An 18,978-nucleotide genomic window follows, 5' to 3' on the forward strand; every position below is an offset into this window, starting at 1 on the left:
CTGACGGGCAAACCGGCCTGCAAGGAGTCAAAGCATGAGTCACTTTCTCGACAATCTGACCTTTTTCAGAAGGGAAAAGGAAACCTTTTCCGAAGACCATGGCGTCAAGACCGACGAGAACCGGCGCTGGGAAGACAGCTACCGGGCCCGCTGGCAGCATGACCGCATCGTGCGCTCCACCCACGGAGTGAACTGCACCGGTTCCTGCTCCTGGAAGATCTACGTCAAGAACGGGCTGGTGACCTGGGAAACCCAGCAGACCGACTACCCACGCACCCGCCCGGGCCTGCCCAACCACGAGCCGCGCGGTTGTGCCCGTGGTGCCAGTTATTCCTGGTACATCTACAGTGCCAACCGGGTGAAGTACCCCATGATCCGCCGCCGCCTGCTGGAGCTGTGGCGGGAAGCAAAGCAGAGTCACAGTGACCCCGTGAATGCCTGGCAGTCCATCGTGGAAGACCCGGAGAAAGCGAGAAGCTACAAGTCCCGGCGCGGCCTGGGTGGTTTCCTGCGCGCCGACTGGAACGAAGTCAACGAGATCATTGCGGCGGCCAATGTCTATACCGCCAAGCAGTTCGGCCCGGACCGGATCATTGGCTTCTCCCCCATTCCCGCCATGTCCATGGTGAGCTACGCCGCCGGCACCCGTTATCTGTCTCTGATCGGCGGCACCTGCATGAGCTTTTATGACTGGTACTGCGACCTGCCGCCGGCCTCGCCCCAGACCTGGGGTGAGCAGACCGACGTGCCCGAGTCCGCCGACTGGTTCAATTCCACCTTCCTCATGATGTGGGGCTCCAACGTGCCACAGACCCGCACGCCAGATGCCCACTATATGACCGAGGCCCGCTATCGCGGCACCAAGACGGTGACGGTGACTCCGGACTACTCCGAGGCCTCCAAGTTCGGTGACATCTGGCTCAACCCGAAGCAGGGCACTGACTCCGCCCTGGCCATGGCCATGGGGCATGTGATCCTCAGGGAATGGCATGTGGACGGCAAGAGCGAGTACTTCGACGACTATGTGCGCAGGTACACCGACCTGCCCGGCCTGGTCATGCTGGACGAGCAGGACGGTCGCGTGGTGCCGGGCCGCTATCTGCGCGCCTCGGATCTCGACAGCAACATGGGTCAGGAAAACAACCCCGAGTGGAAGACACTGGTCCGCGACGAAAAGACCGGCAACATCGTGGTGCCCCGTGGCTCCATCGGCTTCCGCTGGGGTGAGGAAGACCGCCGCTGGAACCTGGAGACCCTGGATGCCGATGGCAAGGAAATTCGGCCGCAGCTGAGTGAAATCGACAGCAGGGACGAGGTGGTCACCGTGGCCTTTCCCTACTTCGGGGGTGGCGGCAACGCCCACTGGAGCCACACCGAGCATGACCCCATCCAGCTTCGCAATGTACCCGCCCGCAAGGTCAAGCTGGCTGACGGCAGCGAAGTCAGCGTGGCCACGGTCTTCGACCTGATGGTCGCCAACTACGGCATCGACCGGGGCCTCGGCGGTGGCAATGTGGCCGCCAGCTACGATGATGACATTCCCTACACCCCGGCCTGGCAGGAAGCCATTACCGGCGTGCCCCGGGAGAAAGTCATCGCCGTGGCCCAGCAATTCGCCGAGAATGCCCACAAGACCAGGGGCAAGTCCATGATCATCATTGGTGCCGCCATGAACCACTGGTACCACATGGACATGAACTACCGCGGCGTCATCAAGATGCTGATGATGTGCGGCTGCATCGGTGTCTCCGGCGGTGGCTGGGCCCATTATGTGGGGCAGGAAAAACTGCGCCCGCAGCCGGGCTGGACACCGCTGGCCTTTGCCCTGGACTGGAACCGTCCGCCACGGCACATGAACTCCACTTCCTTCTTCTACAACCACACCAGTCAGTGGCGGCATGAGAAGCTGGAGATCGGTGAAGTGCTCTCGCCGCTGGCCAAGGCGGCCGACTTCCAGGGCCACATAATTGATTTCAACGTACGCGCCGAGCGCATGGGCTGGCTGCCGTCCGCGCCCCAGCTCAGCCGCAACCCCCTGGAGATCGGCAAGGCCGCCAAGGCCGCCGGCCAGGAGCCCAAGGACTATGTGGTTGAACAATTGAAATCCGGCGATCTGGGCTTCGCCTGTGAAGACCCGGACAACCCGGCCAACTTCCCGCGCAACATGTTCGTCTGGCGTTCCAACCTGCTGGGATCTTCCGGCAAGGGCCACGAGTACTTCCTCAAGTACCTGCTGGGCACCGAGAACGGCCTGCAGAACAAGGATCTGGGCGAGGAGACGGACAAGCATCCCCAGGAAGTGAAGTGGCGCGAAGCCGCCACCGGCAAGCTGGACCTGCTGACCACCCTGGACTTCCGCATGTCCACCACCTGCATGTATTCGGACATCGTCCTGCCCACGGCCACCTGGTACGAGAAGGACGATCTCAACACCTCCGACATGCATCCCTTCATCCACCCGCTTACCGCGGCCGTGGATCCGGCCTGGGAATCGCGCTCCGACTGGGACATCTACAAGGGCATCGCCAGGCGCTTCTCGGAACTGGTTCCCGGTCACCTGGGAACCGAGACCGATGTGGTGACCCTGCCCCTGCTGCATGACTCCCCGGCCGAGCTGGCCCAGGCTCTGGACGTGAAGGACTGGAAGAAGGGTGAATGTGAGCCCATCCCGGGCAAGACCATGCCCAACATCGTGCCGGTGGAGCGGGATTACCCCGCCACCTATGAGCGATTCACGGCCCTGGGACCGCTGATGGAAAAGGCCGGCAACAACGGCAAGGGCATGCAGTGGGATACCAGTGAGGAAGTACAAGCCCTGCGCGACCTCAACGGCGTTCAGAACAAGGGCTCCGCCAAGGGGCAGCCAAAGATCGAGACAGCCGTCCACGCCGCGGAGATGATTCTCATGCTGGCCCCGGAGACCAACGGCAAGGTGGCCATGAAGTCCTGGCAGTCCCTGTCCGAAAAGACCGGGCGCGAGCACACCCACCTGGTGGCCGGTCATGCCGCCGAAAAGATCCGCTTCAACGATCTCAAGGCCCAGCCACGCAAGATCTTCACCTCGCCCACCTGGTCCGGGATCGAATCGGAGAAAGTGAGCTACAACGCCGGCTGGACCAATGTGAACGAGCTGATCCCCTGGCGCACCCTCACCGGCCGCCAACAGTTCTATCAGGATCACCTCTGGATGCGGGCCTTCGGTGAACAGCTTTGCGTGTACAAGCCACCGGTGGATCTCAAGACCACCGATGCCATGGAGGGCAAGCGCTCCAACGGCAACAAGGAAGTGGTGCTGAACTTCATCACGCCTCACCAGAAGTGGGGTATTCACAGCACCTACACCGACAACCTGCTCATGCTGACCCTGTCACGCGGCGGCCCCATCATCTGGATAAGCGAGGTGGATGCGGCCAAGGCGGACATCAAGGACAACGACTGGATCGAGGCCTTCAATATCAACGGTGCCATCACCGCCCGCGCGGTGGTGAGCCAGCGGGTACCGGAAGGCATGTCCATGATGTATCACGCGCAGGAAAAGATCGTGAATACCCCCGGGTCGGAGATCACCGGCATGCGAGGCGGCATTCACAACTCCGTTACGCGCGCGGTGCTCAAGCCCACCCACATGATCGGGGGCTACGCCCAGCAGAGTTATTTCTTCAATTACCACGGAACCGTCGGCGCCAACCGTGACGAGTTCATCATCGTCCGCAAGATGGACAAGGTGGACTGGATGGACAACGACGATGTCGGTGACGCCATGTATGTGGAGGCTGCCAAATGAGAATTCGAGCGCAAATCGGCAAGGTTCTGAATCTGGACAAGTGCATCGGTTGCCACACCTGTTCGGTAACCTGCAAGAACGTGTGGACCTCCCGTGAGGGCATGGAATACGCCTGGTTCAACAACGTGGAAACCAAGCCCGGCATCGGTTATCCCAAGGAATGGGAAAACCAGGATCGCTGGAACGGTGGCTGGGTTCGCAAATCCAATGGCAGCATCCAGCCCAAGATCGGCGGGCGCTGGCGGATTCTGGCGAACATTTTCGCCAATCCGGACATGCCGGGTATTGATGATTACTACGAGCCCTGGGACTACGACTACGGCTTCCTGCAGAACGCGCCGGATACCAAGACCATGCCCACGGCCCGGCCGCGTTCCGCCCTCACCGGCAAGCGCATGGAGAAGATCGAGTGGGGCCCCAACTGGGAGGAAATCCTGGGCACGGAGTTCGAGCACCGATCCAGGGACTACAACTTCGAGGGCGTACAGAAGGAAATCTACGGGCAGTTCGAGAACACCTTCATGATGTATCTGCCCCGTCTCTGTGAGCACTGCCTCAACCCCACCTGCGTGGCTTCCTGCCCCTCGGGTGCGATCTACAAGCGGGAAGAGGACGGCATTGTCCTGATCGACCAGGAGAAGTGCCGCGGCTGGCGCATGTGCGTCTCCGGCTGCCCCTACAAGAAGATCTACTACAACTGGAAAACCGGCAAATCCGAGAAGTGTATCTTCTGCTACCCGCGCATCGAGGTGGGCGAGCCCACCGTCTGCTCCGAAACCTGCGTTGGCCGGATCCGCTATCTGGGTGTGCTGCTCTACGATGCCGACCGCATCGAGGAAGCGGCCAGCGTGCCCAATGAACAGGATCTTTACGAAGCCCAGCTGGATGTCTTCCTGGATCCCAATGATCCGGAGATCATCGCCGAGGCCCGCAAGCAGGGAATTCCGGACAACTGGATCGAAGCGGCCCAGCAATCACCGGTCTACAAGATGGCCATGGACTGGAAGGTGGCCTTTCCCCTGCATCCGGAGTACCGCACCCTGCCCATGGTCTGGTACTGCCCGCCTCTGTCGCCCATCCAGTCGGCGGCGGATGCCGGCAAGATCGGCTTCAACGGCGAGATTCCAGATGTGGACGCCCTGCGTATTCCGGTTCGCTATCTCGCCAACATGCTCACGGCCGGCGAGGAAGAGCCGGTGGTGCTGGCCATGGAGCGCATGCTGGCCATGCGCGCCTTCATGCGGGCCCGCCACGTGGACGGCGTGGAAAAGCCGGAAGTCCTGGAGCGAGTCAGTCTGGACGTGGAGACGGTGGAGGACATGTACCGCTACATGGCCATTGCCGACTACGAGGATCGCTTCGTGATCCCCACCAACCAGCGTGAGAACTCCGAGTCCATCTACGACGGCATCAGCGAGCGGGGTGGCTGCGGCTTCAGCTTCGGTGGCGGTTGTGATGCCGGCTCCAGTGATCCGGACGTGTTCGGCGGCAAGCCGCTGGCACAGCGCAAGTTCTTCCCCATCAAGGCAGACCGGGAGAAGGCCTGATGATTACATTGCGAATCCTTTCAAGACTCATGGCCTACCCCACCGCCGAATTGGTGGAGGCCGGCGCGGACATGCGCCAGGCACTGGCGCAGGAAGGCCGCCTCTCCCCCCGGCGGAGGGAGGCGGTAACGGCCTTCATCGAGCAGCTCGAGTCCACACCACTGATGAAACTGCAGGAAGATTATGTGGCCCTGTTCGACCGCGGCCGTCATCTCTCCCTGCATCTCTTCGAGCATGTGCATGGTGAATCCCGTGACCGGGGCCAGGCCATGGTGGAGCTGATCAACTATTACCGTGAAGCCGGCCTGGAGCTGGATGCCCGGGAACTGCCGGATTACCTGCCCCTGCTGCTGGAGTTTCTCTCCACCCGGCCGGAAGAGGAAATCCACGCCATGCTCAACGACGCCATGGCGGTGATCGTCCTTCTGGGCGCTCGCCTGCGCGAGAAGGGCTCGACCCATGCCGAACTGTTCGAGGCCCTGGTGGAGATCGGAGGCGAACCCGCTGAAGCCGGCGCCATGCGCAAGCAGGCAGCCACCGAAGGCCCGGATGAAACCATCACCAGAATGGATGAGATCTGGGAAGAAGAGCAGGTGACCTTCATGGCCAACAACAACCCGGCCGAAGGTGGCGGCTGCCCGGTCAGTCAGGATACCGGGCAGAAGCAGGAGATCCCCATCCAGTGGATGGAGAAACCCGGCAAGGCATCCCACAACCCGGCCGGACGCGGCTGACAGTCGGAGGACAATCATGGAAATCTATTGGAATCAGTTGATCTTCGGCGTCTTTCCCTACATCGCCGGGTCCATCTTCATCTTTGGCTCCCTGCTGCGTTACGAGCGGGGTCAGTACACCTGGCGGGCCATGTCCAGCCAGACCCTGAACAACACCCGGGCCTTCCGCTGGGGCAGCGTGATGTTTCATGTGGGCATCCTTCTGCTCTTCTTCGGCCATCTGTTCGGGCTGCTGACACCGCCGGAGGTCTACCAGGCCATCGGCATCACCACCGCGGCCAAGCAGCAGATCGCCATCTGGGCTGGCGGCATCTTCGGCACCCTCTGCCTGTTCGGCATGACCATCCTGGTCTGGCGGCGACTGTTCAATGAACGGGTGCGTGCCAACAGCGCGCCGGCGGATACCTTCATTCTGGTGCTGCTCTACCTGCAGCTGCTGACCGGCCTGGCCACCATTGCCGTGTCCGTGGATCATCCCGATGGCTATGTCATGGTTCAGCTCGGCGCCTGGGCCCAGTCCATCGTCACCTTCCAGGCCGGTGCCTGGGAGTATGTGGTGGATGTTCACTGGATCTACAAGCTGCACATGTTCCTGGGCATGATCATGTTCACCGCCTTCCCCTTCAGTCGTCTGGTACATATCTGGAGCTGGCCGGTGGCCTATGTTCGCCGGGCCTATCAGGTCGTTCGGGCTCGCTGAGCCCGAACGACCTGCGTAGGAGCGGATTTATCCGCGATTGCCCCAGCGATGACTAATGGGAAACCGTACGGCATCGCATCGTGAATATCGCGAATGAATTCGCTCCTACGGCACGCTGAATTACCGGAGGTTTTTCCGAAATGACAATCCAAATGCATGACCCCCGCGCCGGTTCGGCGGATATTCTCGTCAATGGCCGGGTGATCAGTGAAGACAGCATCAACCGGGAAGTGCAGTACCACCCGGCGGCCAATCTGCGAACGGCGCGGCGTAACGCGGCGACGGCGCTCGTGGTGCGGGAGCTGTTGCTGGACGAGGCCGAGCGACAGGGTCTGAACGACATTACGCCGGAGGGGGGCGAGACCCGCGAGGAGGCCATGATCCGGGAACTGCTGGATCGCAACGTGGACCGGCCGGAGCCCACCGAGGCGGATTGCCGGCAGTGGTTCGAGGCCAATCGCGACAAACTGCGCACCCCTGACCAGCATGAGGTTTCCCACATCCTGCTCCCGGCACCGCCGGATGATGACGAACTGCGTGATCAGGCCAGAAAGCAGTCAAGGGAACTGATCCGTCAATTGCGGGAAGCGGATGCCAGCTTCCTGACCTTGGCCCGTGAACATTCCCGTTGCCCCTCGGCGGAAGACGGCGGGCACCTGGGCATCATCACGCGCGGCCAGACCACACCCGAGTTCGAACGCGCCCTGTCCCGCCTGCCGGTGGGCGAAGTGGCCGAGCATGCCGTGGAAAGCCGCTATGGTTTCCACATCGTGCTGATACACAAGCGCGAGGAGGGCCGCCCCCTGAGTTTCGACGAGGCGCGCCCGCAGATCGAAAGCTATCTGGTGGAGTCAGTCTACCGCCGGGGTGTGAGCCAGTACATTTCCATCCTGGCCGGCCAGGCGGAGATTCAGGGCATTGATCTGGACGCCGCCACCTCGCCACTTGTTCAGTGAACAGTTCCCAGTTCCCAGTGAACAGCAGGCCATGCCAACCGAGCGGCCTTCTGTTTCCTGATGGCTTGGTGTCACACTGAGCGCTAGGCTGTCGGGGCTTATCCGAAGCAGTACGGCGTTTATCTTCTGCACGGCCGGCTGTTCACTGGGAACTGTTCACTGTTCACTAACCCTCTGCTGGGGCTAAATATGAATAGATCACAGATTAGAGAGAGAACAATCCACGGCTTCGACGACATGATCGCCATTGCCGCCGCCGAGCCGCAGCCGCACAAGCTGCTGACGGTGCTCTTGCGGATTGATCATGCCTACGCCCAGGGTGATGATGGCAAGACACGGCCCATCGAGAATGAGGGCGAGCTGGTGCCGATTGCCATCAAGAGCTTCGATATCGATGAAAAGCTGGACTTTGCCAGCCTCAAGGAGGATGCCGATGCCGGGGCGCCGGGCTGGGGCCTGATGATGATGGCCGTCCTGCCCGGCCAGGGGCCGAATCCGCCCTCCGAAGAGGATGTGGACAATCACCTCAAGCGCATGGCACAGACCATCCTGTCTGGTGGCAGTCTGGATCGCTTCCTGTTCATCGATCGTGAAGGCAATGCGGTGAGCATGGAGTCCCAGCATGGCTGAAGCCGTCAGCTGTGACAGCAACGCCCACAAGCTGCTCTCCGTCGAGGACGCCCGTGCCCGATTGCTGGAGACCGCTGCCCCCCTGGACGGCGCAGAAACGCTGCCCCTGATTGATTGCCTGGGGCGGACACTGGCCGTCGATGTCATTGCCGAAAGCCCGACACCACCGGCGGATAACAGCGCCATGGATGGTTACGCCTTTCGTGCGAAGGAACTGCGAGAGGGTGAAGGCCTGCCCTTGAGTCAGCGCATTCCTGCCGGCCATGCGCCCTCACCGCTGAAGCCAGGCACTGCGGCGCGGATCTATACCGGTGCCGTCATTCCGGACGGCGCGGATACCGTGGTCATGCAGGAGCGCTGCCGCGAAAACGAGGGCCAGGTCTTCGTGGACGGGCCAGTCAAGGTGGGTGACAACATTCGTCGCGCAGGCGAGGACATTGCGGCCGGTGACACGGTCCTTTCGGCCGGGCAACGCCTTCGGCCACAGGATATCGGCGTTGCCGCCGGCTCCGGACGGGACGCGCTGAGCGTCCGCCGTCGCCCGGTGGTCGCCATTCTCTCCACCGGGGATGAACTGGTTCAGCCCGGCCAGCCCTTGGGCCCGGCACAGATTTACAACAGCAACGAGAGCATGCTGACCGGCCTGCTCTCATCCATGGGCTGTGAAGTCCTGCCGGCCTGGCGCGTTGAAGACACCGCCGACGCCACACGCAATGCTCTAAATGAAGCGGCCGCCCAGGCCGACCTGATCATTTCCAGCGGTGGTGTCTCCGTCGGCGATGAGGATCACGTCAAGGCCGCCGTCCAGGCCCTGGGATCCCTGGATCTCTGGCGTATTGCCGTCAAGCCGGGCAAGCCCGTGGCCTTCGGGCATGTGAACCATCAAGACCGCAAGGTGGCTTTCCTGGGCCTGCCCGGCAATCCGGTCTCCCTGTTCGTCACCTTTCTCCTGTTTGGCGCTCCCCTGTTGCGCCATCTGCAGGGCCGGGACAGGATCGTCCCGGCACCTGTCCTGCTGCCCGCAAACTTCGAACGGCCGAAACCCGGCAAGCGCGAGGAATACCTGCGGGTTCGTGTCGAAGACGGCCGACTCCAGACCTACCCCCACCAGGGTTCGGGTGTACTGAGCTCCGCCAGTTGGGCGGATGGGCTGGCGAGGGTGCCCGCCGGAGAGACGGTGGCTTTGGGGGATTCCGTGGAATATTTTGGTTTTGACAAGTTAAGTGAACAGTGAACAGTTCCCAGTGAACAGCTGGTCGTGCCAACCGAATGGCCCTCTGTTTCCTGATTGATCGGTGCCACCCTGAGTGCGAAGTTGCCCCGGTTTATCCGAAGCGGCACGGCGTCTCTCTTCAGCACGGCCTGCTGTTCACTGGGAACTGGGAACTGTTCACTCTTTTTTCCGGAGGAAAAAATGTCCCGACAAGGCTGTGCTGACAAACCGTTTCGACCGATCCGCATTGCGGTGCTGACGGTGTCCGACTCCCGGACACGGGAGAATGACACCTCCGGTGACACCCTGCAGGAGCGACTGGAATCGGCCGGGCATGAACTGGCGGAACGGATGATCGTGAAGGACGACATCTTTCAGCTGCGGGCCGTTGTTTCGCGCTGGATCGCCGATGAGAGCGTGGACTGCGTGCTGATTACCGGCGGCACGGGCATCACCGGCCGCGACAATACCCCGGAAGCCATTCGCCCCCTGCTGGTACGTGACATCCCCGGCTTCGGCGAGCTGTTCCGCCATTACAGCCTGGAAGAGATCGGCACCTCCACCGTCCAGTCCCGGGCCTTCGCCGGCACCGCCAACGCCACGCTGATCTTCGCCCTGCCCGGCTCCACCGGCGCCTGCCGCACCGCCTGGGATCGAATTCTCGGCGACCAGCTGGACAGCCGAACCGGGCCTTGCAACTTCATCTCCCTGATTCCGCGGTTGAATGAAAGTTGAAAGTGAACAGTTCCCAGTGAACAGCTGGCCGTGCCAACCGAATGGCCCTCTGTTTCCTGATTGATCGGTGCCACCCTGAGTGCGAAGTTGCCTCGCTTTATCCGAAGCGGCACGGCGTCTCTCTTCAGCACGGCCTGCTGTTCACTGGGAACTGGGAACTGTTCACTCAATTCAGGATCCAGCCTCACAGGTCTGGCGGGCGATGCGCAGGCGGCGTTTCTCGTCCAGGCTTTGCAGCAGGATGGGAATGACGATCATGGCCGAGCCCAGGTAGAACCAGAGGTCCGGAACCTCGGCGAACCACAGCCAGCCCACCACCATGGCCCAGATCAGGCCGGTGTATTCGGCACTGGTGACCTGGTTGGCAGCGCAGTGCCGATAGGCCAGCAGGATGGTGATGTTGTAGCCGAGGATGAAGAAGGATGAGCCAAAGGCCGTCGCCACCAGGCTCGGATCAAAGGGCGCCCCCTCCATCACTGCCAGCAACAGCACCGCCGGCAGCACGTAGACATGGGTCAGGATCAGGGTATGCACCATGCTCTGACCACGGGGCAACTTGCGCACCAGCAGGGCATTGATGGCCAGAGCCACGGCCAGGCCCAGCGCGCTGAGGCTTTCCCAGCTCAGGGCCACGGGGCGCAGGATCACGACAATGCCCAGAAAGCCGCTGACCACGGCAAGCAGACTAAGACCGCTCAGGCGCTCACCGAAGAACAGCACCCCCAGCACCATCACCAGCACCGGCGCCGCATAGAAAATGGCATTGGCGGTGGCCAGAGGCAGGCTGTTGAGCGCCACGATCATGCACAGCACCCCGGCCAGCCCCACATGGGCCCGAATGAGATGAATCTTCGTCCCCTCGAACAGGCGGCGGCGGTCAATCATGGCCACAAAGGGCAGCAGCATCAGCAGAGTCGCAATGACGCGCAGCAGCACGAACTGGAAGATGGCCACATCGCCACCCTGCCACTTGATGATGCTGTCCGAGATGATGGCCAGAAAATTGCCAATCACCAGGAGCATTATCGCGCTGTTCACCGTACGACCCGACATTGCGTGGAACCCTCCAACTGCCATTGAACCTGGGTGAAATTCTAAAGACCCAGACCCATGATGTATAATGATGATTATTGATGAGTCATTAGTTTTTTAGATAACGGAGTCGCGCCATGCGCCTGCCGCCGCTCAAAACCCTCCCGGTCTTCGAAGCCGTGGCCCGCCTGAGCAGCTTTTCCCTGGCCGCCCAGGAATTGCATGTCAGCCAGAGTGCGGTCAGCCACCAGATCCGTCAGCTGGAAGACTGGCTGGGGGAGCCTTTGTTCCTGCGTACCGGACGGAGCATCCGCCTGACCGAGGAAGGCAATCAGTATTACGAGCACATCGTCGCCGCCCTGGGTCAGATCCAGCGGGCCAGCGAACAGTTGCAAGGCAACGAGGACAGCCAGATTCGTCTCGCCGCCTACAGCTCCTTCGCGGTGAGCTGGCTGATTCCACGCATGCAGCAACTACAGCGCCAGCATCCGCAGCTCGACCTGGACCTGGAAATGCTCAGTGATCTGCCCCACATGTCGGATCGCGTGGGTGACTGTTTCATTGCCATCAACCCGAGACAGCGCGGTTTCAGTTCCGATCTGCTTTATTCCGAACAGATGTTCCCGGTCTGCAGCCGCAGCTACTGGCAGCAGATGTGCGACGAGCTCCTGGAGGCCGCCCTTATTGAGGGGCCGGAACCGGACTGGATCGAGACAGCGTGGATTCAGCGTTTCACCCTGCTCTCTGCCACCAGCATCTTCGAAAAGAAGAACGAGGACTGGGCCCGCTGGCTGGCCGCCGATGACCAACGCATGCAAGCAGACACCCGCGTGCAGCACTTCAGCCACATGCTGCTGGCCCATGAAGCGGCGCGCCATCACCAGGGCATCGCCCTCAGTAATGACTACATGTTCAGCCCGGATGACAGCGGCCTGGTGCGATTGCCTTGCCACAATCTGGACACCGGTGACGAGTTCCACTTCGCCTACAAGACCAGCCGTCGCAATGAACCGGCCATTCGCATTCTGCGGCAATGGCTGCTCCAGGAAGCCTCGCGCTCGGGCCTGAGAAAGGGCTGAGTCGGCATGCTAAGGTATTCTCCATCACTCCATGACAATTCATGAGGGGACGGAAATGCCCACACTTCGACGCACCCTTGCCCTGACCACTGCCGTGGCCGCCATGACCGCGGGCGCCTGTGGTGAAGAGCCAGGCCCGCTCAGTGACGAGCCCATCGTGATCGGTGCGACCCAATCCCTGACCGGCGCCTATGCCACGCAGGGCCAGGCGGCCTATAACGGCTATCGCCTGTGCGAAGCCGGCCTCAATGAGGAGGGCGGGTTGCTGGGGCGCCCCGTGGAGTTCATCATTCATGACGATGAGTCCGACAGTGAACGGGCCATGGCCCTGTATGACACCCTGATCAGCGAAACCGGGGTGGACGCCGTCCTGGGCCCTTATGGCTCGACGCTCACCGAGGCCGTGGCGCCGGTGACGGAGCGTTACCGCATGGTTCACGTCTCGCCGCTGGCGGCCACCAGCTCCATTTGGGAGCAGGGACGGGAGTACCTCTTCATGGTGTTGCCACCGGCCGAACTGTTCCTGGCCGGGCTGATCCACATGGCCGATGACCATGGCGTGGAACGCATCGCCGTGCTGGCCGAGGATCAACTGTTCCCGGGCGCCGCCGCCCAGGGTGCGGCCGAGCTGGCCCGTGAGCGCGGCATGAGCGTGGTGCTGGACAGCCGATATGAGAGCGGCCGTGAGGATTTCAGCGCCATTCTCGAGGCCATGGACGAGGCAGGGGCTGATGTACTGGCCATGGCCGCCTCCAACCTGGATGATTTCATCACCGTTACCCGACAGTTGAAGGAACTGGACATCACGCTGAAGATGTTCGGCACCTCCGGGGCCGTGGATGAATATATCGAAGCGCTGGGCGCCGATGGCGAGTTCACCTATGGCCTGTCCGCCTGGGAGCCCACTCTGCCCTACCCCGGCATCGATTCCTTCGTGGAAGCCTATGAAGCCCAGTTCGAGCGCCGGCCCAGTTTTCACGCCGCCGGCGCCTACGGCAGCTGCCAGCTCTTCGCTCTCGCCATTGAAATGGCCGGCTCGCTGGATGCCGACGCCATTCGCCATCAGCTTCTGAATCTGGAGACCACCACCATATTCGGTCCCTTCGCCGTGGACGAGCGCGGTTATCAGACGGCCAATCAGGGCGTCTTCATACAGTGGCAGGATGGCGACAAGGTCGTGGTCTGGCCGGAGGAGCAGGCGACGGCCTCACCGCGTATCCCCACACCGGCATGGGATGAGCGCTAGGCCGGCAGTGCAAGCAGCAAGGAGCAAGGAGCAAGCATGCGTATCGGATTGCTGGCCTGGTTTTCCACCACCGGCCTTCTGCTGGGCACGTTCTTCTTCGCCCTGTCCCTGACACCGTCGCTGGTGCCCCGCAGTGAGACGGTGCAAGGCCTGATCTCCGGCCTGTCATTGGCCGCCGGCTACGGCATCGGGGTGGCGGCTGACGCCTTGTGGCGCTTCATGCACCTGCCCACACCCCGCAAGCACCTCCGCTTCTATCTGCAGCTGACCGCCGGCCTGCTCTGTGGCCTCACCGCCGTCATTTTCCTGTGGCAGGCGGATCGCTGGCAGAACGCCCTGCGGGCCCTGATGGAAATGGAACCCACTTCTGGGATGCGCTCCCTGGTCATTGCCCTGATCGCGGTACTGGTTTTCCTGTTTGTTTTCCTGCTGGCTCACGGCTTCCGCCGCACTTTCCTTTTTCTCTCGCGCAAGCTGGAGCGCTTCATCTCGCCGCATTCGGCACACCTCATCGGTCTTGCCATGGCCTTTGCCCTGTTCTGGGCACTGGTGGACGGCATTCTGTTCTCGGCCGCGCTGCGCAGCGCCGACACCACTCATCAGCAGCTGGATGCCCTCATGGAGGCCGAGCACGAGGCCCCGCTTGATCCGGCCCTGGCCGGCAGCCCGGCTTCACTGCTGGCCTGGGAGGACATGGGCCGGCAGGGGCGCCGGTATCTGGCGGGCACGCCCGAACCGGCCGACATCCAGGCGGTGACCGGCGAGGACGCCCAGCGCCCGATCCGGGTCTATGTTGGCCTGAATGCCGGCGACTCCCCCGAAGAACGCGCCGAACTGGCCCTGCAGGAACTGATTCGCGTGGGTGGCTTCGACCGCTCCACCCTGTTGCTGATCACGCCCACCGGCACCGGCTGGGTGGATCCGGCTGGCGTGGAACCCGTGGAATACATGCTGGGCGGGGACGTGGCCAGTGTGGCCGCCCAGTACTCCTATCTGCCCAGCCCCATTTCCCTGATGGCCGAGGGCGCCTACGGAGCGGAAAGTGCCCGAGCCCTGTTTCAGGCCGTCTATGGCCACTGGACGGAACTGGCGCCGACAAGTCGGCCCGATCTCTATCTCTTCGGGCTCAGCCTGGGGGCACTCAATTCCGATCGCTCCTTCGACTTCTACGACATCATCAATGACCCCTTCCAGGGGGCCCTCTGGAGTGGCCCGCCCTTCCGCAGTGACACCTGGCGGGACGCCACCCGGCGGCGCCATCCGGACTCTCCGGCCTGGCTGCCCCGCTTCCGGGATGATGCCGTGATCCGTTTCGCCAACCAGCAAGGGGGTCTTGAGCAAGGCGCCCGGCCCTGGGGTAATTTCCGCATCGCCTTCCTGCAGTACGCCAGCGACCCCATTACCTTCTTCTCTCCAGATATAATGTTCCGCGAACCGGACTGGATGCAGTCTCGGCGGGGTCCGGATGTGTCGAAGGATCTTCGCTGGTTCCCGGTGGTGACCATGCTGCAACTGGCCGCCGACATGGCGGCAGGCAGCGCGCCCACCGGCTACGGCCACGAGATCGCCGCCAGGGATTATCTCGACGCCTGGATGGCGCTCATGGAGCCTGGCCATCTGAATGAGGCGCTGGCGCGTCGGCTTCGAAACCATTTCGGCGACCGCTGACCCGTTATCCAGGTTGCATTCCGCCGCCGTCCGCACACGGCGAAAACTTGACAGAATGGCTGACTGAATCAGAATCTGATGCCGAATGCATCGAGGAACCATGAACGTGAAGGAACGCTCACACAGGACACCGGAACGGGTGGACTGGGCCAATGTAGAACTTCCGGAAACCTGGGCCGACCGAATGACTCGTCACCCCCTGAGTGCCCTCATCAATATGCTGAGGCACCCCTTCAGGAAGCGACGAAAGATTGTGCTGCCGGAAGACCTGCCTGGCCGGGATCGTATCCCCAAGTACGCCCTGCTCGAGTTCCATCATCTGCCCAATGGCAACTATTCCGACCGGGTCAGTCGTGGCTATATCACTGGCTTCGAACGCAGCATGCTGGGCGCCATGCCCTGGCTTCGCGGACGCATTGCCGAGGATCTGGCTGACCACGACGTGGTACTGGACATCGGAAGTGGGGGCGGGAAAACGGTCAATCACCTGCGCTCAAAGGGGCATTCGGAAGTCTGGGGCCTGGAGCCCTCCCCCTATCTGCTTCGCCATGCCTGCCGGGATTACCCCGAGGACCGTTTCGTACAGGGCGTGATGGAAGACATCCCCTTTGGCTCCGAGTACTTCGATGCTGTCAGCGTCTCTTTCGTGCTTCATGAGATGCCACCCCATTACATTCGGAAAGGGCTGGCCGAGATCTGGCGAGTGCTGAAGCCCGGTGGTCGCCTGCTGGTGGGTGAGCCCTCCCCGGCTCACTACCGCTCCGGCTTACTTGAGGCGATCCAGCGCTGGGGGTGGCGTGGGCTCTATTTCCGCACCCTGTCGCGCAAACTGCATGAGCCCTACATCCGTGCCTGGCACGGTATGGATTTTGCGGCTGCCCTTGAGGCCCAGGGATTCAAGGTGCTGACGGTCGACGAAGGCATGCCCGTCAAATACTGGGTCATCGAGAAAACAGACGCCGCAGAAAACCCGGCGCCTTCCCCTCCGTAGCAGCCGGCGGATGGGCATCCGGAATCTCGGCACGGCTCGGATCGTCCAGCTTCACGCAGGCAAGCAACAGGCAGCCTGAATTCAAGTCAGGGGTTTCAATGCGGGGTTTTCCTGCGGAAATACTGTTCCATCAGGGAACGGACGTAGAGTTCGTCCATGTCGGCCAGGCGCATCTCGCCCAGAAACTGCAGATCCTCGGTGCCCGGGCAGCCAACGCCAATCCCCACCTTGCCTGGGATGGAATCCTTCATGATGAACATCAGGCGCTGCCTGGAGCGGGGGCACTCGACACTCACGGCATCGGAGTCGTCACCCAGGGCCCGCAGGGACTCATTCGTCACACCCAGCGCGGTAGAGGCCTCGGGGTGTTCGGCATCGTACTGCTCGTTGGCCCGGGTAATCAGGTCCACCAGGGGCTGAAGCTTCTCGCTGAACATCCATCTCTCCCTGAAAAATGCCACCATGGCTACCCATACCCTAGCCGCTTGTCGGGTTCGCGCCAAGTCTCCCGCCGCGGCCTTTGTCCTCCCGGCGCAAAATCCCTACACTGCGCGCTCCGGAGCCCCAGCCCCTATTTGATTCCTCAGGAGCCAGCCATGACCGCCTTTACCGGATCCCGACAGTACATCGCCAGTGAGGCCCTGCGCCTGGCCGTGAATGCCGCCATGACCCTGGAACGCCCCCTGCTGGTCAAGGGCGAGCCCGGCACCGGCAAGACCATGCTGGCGGAGGAAATCGCGGCCGGGATGGGCATGCCCCTGATCCAGTGGCACATCAAATCCACCACCCGGGCCCAGCAGGGGCTTTACGAATACGACGCCGTCTCCAGGCTGCGGGATTCCCAGCTGGGCGATGACCGTGTACACGACGTGGCCAACTACATTCGCCCCGGCAAGCTGTGGGAAGCCTTCAGCAGCGAGCAGCGGTCGGTACTGCTGATTGACGAGATCGACAAGGCGGACATCGAATTCCCCAACGATCTGCTGGTGGAACTGGATCGGATGGAATTCCATGTCTACGAAACCGGCGAGACCATCCGCGCCCGACACCGGCCGGTGGTGATCATCACCTCGAACAATGAAAAGGAGCTGCCGGACGCCTTTCTGCGCCGCTGCTTCTTCCATTACATCGAGTTTCCCGACGCCGACACCCTCAAGGCCATCATCGATGTGCACTTTCCCAATATCGAATCCAAGCTGGTGAGCGATGCCCTGCGAATGTTCTTCCAGGTTCGGGAGGTACCCGGCCTGAAGAAACCGCCCTCCACCTCCGAGCTGCTGGACTGGCTCAAGCTGCTGGTGAGCGATCAACTGGCGGCCAGCGCCCTCAAGGCGGGTGACATTCGTGAAGCCCTGCCGCCCCTGTATGGCGCCCTGGTCAAGAACGAGCAGGATGTGCAGCTGCTGGAGCGCCTGGCCTTCATGAGCCGCCGAAACGGCTGAAGCCGACCTGACCCCTGGCCATGCTCATTCGTTTCTTCACCACCCTGCGACAGCACGGGCTCCCGGTCACCCCCCGGGACCTGATCGCCCTGCATGAAGTGATGGCCGCCAATCTGGCCGGCTGCGACATGCAGGCCTTCTATCACCTGTCTCGCACTACCCTGGTGAAGGACGAGACCCGCTTCGACCGTTTTGACCAGGCCTTCGCCCATTTCCAGGAGGGACTGGAGGCCATGCCCGACCCCCTGGGGGGCGAACTGCCGGAAGACTGGCTGCGGCTGGAGCTGGAGCGGCATTTCAGCGAGGAGGAAAAGCGCCAGATCGAGGCCCTGGGGGGTCTGGAAGCACTGATGAAGGCGCTGGAGGAACGGCTCAATGAGCAGACCGGCCGGCACCAGGGCGGCAACCGTTGGATCGGTACCGGTGGCACCAGCCCCTTCGGCCACGGGGGCTACAACCCGGAAGGCGTGCGCATCGGCGGCCCCGGCCGTCATCGTCGGGCCGTGAAGGTCTGGGAACAGCGACGCTTCCGCAATCTGGATGATCAGGCCGAAATCGGCACGCGCAACATCCAGCTTGCTCTGCGCAAGCTTCGACGCTTTGCCCGCAGCGGTGCCCGTGAGGAACTGGACCTGGAAGGCACCATTCGAGACACGGCCCGCAATGCCGGCCTGCTGGACATCCGCACCCGGCCGGAACGACACAATGCCGTCAAGGTACTGAGTTTCTTCGACGTGGGCGGTTCAATGGATGACCACGTACAGCTTTCCGAGGCGCTGTTCACCGCCTGCCGGGCCGAATTCAAGCACCTGGAACACTACTACTTCCATAACTTCATCTACGAGCATCTCTGGCGGGACAACCAGCTGCGCCAGGACACACTCACGCCACTGGATGAGATCCTTCATACCTACGGGCCGGACTACAAGGTGATCTTCGTCGGCGACGCCTCCATGTCGCCCTACGAGATCGCCACCCCCTTCGGGGCCATCGACTTCATGAACCCCGAGCCCGGCGCGGCTTCATTCGAGAAGATCAAGCACCGATTCGAACGCCTGGTCTGGCTCAATCCGGTTCCGGAAGAACACTGGGACCGGACCTACAGCATCGGCATGGTCCGCGAGCTGGTGAATGACCGCATGTTCCCCCTCACCGTCGAGGGGCTGGAACGAGCCATCGCCTGCCTGCAGGGACGCGGGAGCATGGCCGGCGCCTAACCGG

At 62.1% G+C, this 18,978-nt stretch carries 16 protein-coding genes; 14 read left to right on the forward strand and 2 right to left on the reverse strand.

Translation table 11 applies throughout. From position 1 onward, the window contains the following. Positions 1-34 precede the first annotated feature (34 nt). The 8 genes from RBH19_RS01770 to moaB all read left to right on the forward strand — a co-directional run bounded on the left by RBH19_RS01770 (position 35) and on the right by moaB (position 10,299). Positions 35-3,784: a nitrate reductase subunit alpha gene (locus RBH19_RS01770; protein WP_306727081.1), complete on the forward strand. Its 3,750-nt coding sequence runs from the start codon at positions 35-37 to the stop codon at positions 3,782-3,784. Continuing rightward, positions 3,781-5,331: a nitrate reductase subunit beta gene (gene narH, locus RBH19_RS01775; protein WP_306727082.1), complete on the forward strand. Its 1,551-nt coding sequence runs from the start codon at positions 3,781-3,783 to the stop codon at positions 5,329-5,331. The genes RBH19_RS01770 and narH overlap by 4 nt, the downstream gene beginning before the upstream one ends. Then, the gene (gene narJ / locus RBH19_RS01780; protein WP_306727083.1) at positions 5,331-6,065 is read left to right on the forward strand and encodes a nitrate reductase molybdenum cofactor assembly chaperone; all 735 of its coding nucleotides are present in this window, start codon (positions 5,331-5,333) and stop codon (positions 6,063-6,065) included. The genes narH and narJ overlap by 1 nt, the downstream gene beginning before the upstream one ends. A gap of 16 nt (positions 6,066-6,081) precedes the next feature. Next, positions 6,082-6,765 (forward strand): respiratory nitrate reductase subunit gamma, encoded by a 684-nt coding sequence (narI, locus tag RBH19_RS01785; RefSeq protein ID WP_306727084.1) that lies wholly within the window; start codon positions 6,082-6,084, stop codon positions 6,763-6,765. Positions 6,766-6,905: 140 nt separating this feature from the next. Continuing rightward, on the forward strand, positions 6,906-7,721 hold the full coding sequence (locus RBH19_RS01790) for a peptidylprolyl isomerase (protein ID WP_306727085.1): 816 nt from the start codon (positions 6,906-6,908) through the stop codon (positions 7,719-7,721). Positions 7,722-7,910: 189 nt separating this feature from the next. After that, on the forward strand, positions 7,911-8,351 hold the full coding sequence (locus RBH19_RS01795) for a hypothetical protein (RefSeq protein ID WP_306727086.1): 441 nt from the start codon (positions 7,911-7,913) through the stop codon (positions 8,349-8,351). Next, positions 8,344-9,585 (forward strand): molybdopterin molybdotransferase MoeA, encoded by a 1,242-nt coding sequence (locus RBH19_RS01800; protein ID WP_306727087.1) that lies wholly within the window; start codon positions 8,344-8,346, stop codon positions 9,583-9,585. Before RBH19_RS01795 ends, RBH19_RS01800 begins: the two co-directional genes overlap by 8 nt. Positions 9,586-9,765: 180 nt before the next feature. Beyond that, complete coding sequence (gene moaB, locus RBH19_RS01805; protein WP_306727088.1) at positions 9,766-10,299, forward strand: molybdenum cofactor biosynthesis protein B; 534 nt, start codon at positions 9,766-9,768, stop codon at positions 10,297-10,299. A gap of 171 nt (positions 10,300-10,470) precedes the next feature. Here moaB and RBH19_RS01810 read toward each other — a convergent pair whose 3' ends face one another. Beyond that, positions 10,471-11,352 carry a DMT family transporter gene (locus RBH19_RS01810; protein WP_306727089.1) on the reverse strand — a complete coding sequence of 294 codons (882 nt, stop codon included), beginning with the start codon at positions 11,350-11,352 and terminating at the stop codon, positions 10,471-10,473. 116 nt (positions 11,353-11,468) lie between these two features. Between RBH19_RS01810 and RBH19_RS01815 the strand changes: the two genes are divergently transcribed. The 4 genes from RBH19_RS01815 to RBH19_RS01830 all read left to right on the forward strand — a co-directional run bounded on the left by RBH19_RS01815 (position 11,469) and on the right by RBH19_RS01830 (position 16,315). After that, on the forward strand, positions 11,469-12,410 hold the full coding sequence (locus RBH19_RS01815; protein WP_306727090.1) for a LysR family transcriptional regulator: 942 nt from the start codon (positions 11,469-11,471) through the stop codon (positions 12,408-12,410). Between the two features lie 55 nt (positions 12,411-12,465). After that, entirely contained in the window at positions 12,466-13,656 is a 1,191-nt protein-coding gene (locus tag RBH19_RS01820; RefSeq protein ID WP_306727091.1) for an amino acid ABC transporter substrate-binding protein, read from the forward strand. Positions 13,657-13,692: 36 nt separating this feature from the next. Beyond that, complete coding sequence (locus RBH19_RS01825) at positions 13,693-15,324, forward strand: alpha/beta hydrolase (RefSeq protein WP_306727092.1); 1,632 nt, start codon at positions 13,693-13,695, stop codon at positions 15,322-15,324. A 106-nt stretch (positions 15,325-15,430) separates the two neighbouring features. Further along, positions 15,431-16,315: a class I SAM-dependent methyltransferase gene (locus tag RBH19_RS01830; protein WP_306727093.1), complete on the forward strand. Its 885-nt coding sequence runs from the start codon at positions 15,431-15,433 to the stop codon at positions 16,313-16,315. Between the two features lie 95 nt (positions 16,316-16,410). Here RBH19_RS01830 and RBH19_RS01835 read toward each other — a convergent pair whose 3' ends face one another. Further along, positions 16,411-16,752, reverse strand: a complete 342-nt coding sequence (locus RBH19_RS01835; protein WP_306727094.1) for a hypothetical protein — start codon at positions 16,750-16,752, stop codon at positions 16,411-16,413. Positions 16,753-16,911: 159 nt separating this feature from the next. Between RBH19_RS01835 and RBH19_RS01840 the strand changes: the two genes are divergently transcribed. Together RBH19_RS01840 and RBH19_RS01845 are read left to right on the forward strand one after the other, a co-directional pair. Then, a complete protein-coding gene (locus RBH19_RS01840) occupies positions 16,912-17,757 on the forward strand; it encodes an AAA family ATPase (protein ID WP_306727095.1) in 846 nt (281 codons plus the stop codon). 20 nt (positions 17,758-17,777) lie between these two features. After that, a complete protein-coding gene (locus tag RBH19_RS01845; protein ID WP_306727096.1) occupies positions 17,778-18,974 on the forward strand; it encodes a vWA domain-containing protein in 1,197 nt (398 codons plus the stop codon). Positions 18,975-18,978: the final 4 nt, after the last annotated feature.

Origin of the sequence: Natronospira bacteriovora (assembly GCF_030848495.1) — a bacterium.
GTDB classification, from domain to species: domain Bacteria; phylum Pseudomonadota; class Gammaproteobacteria; order Natronospirales; family Natronospiraceae; genus Natronospira; species Natronospira bacteriovora.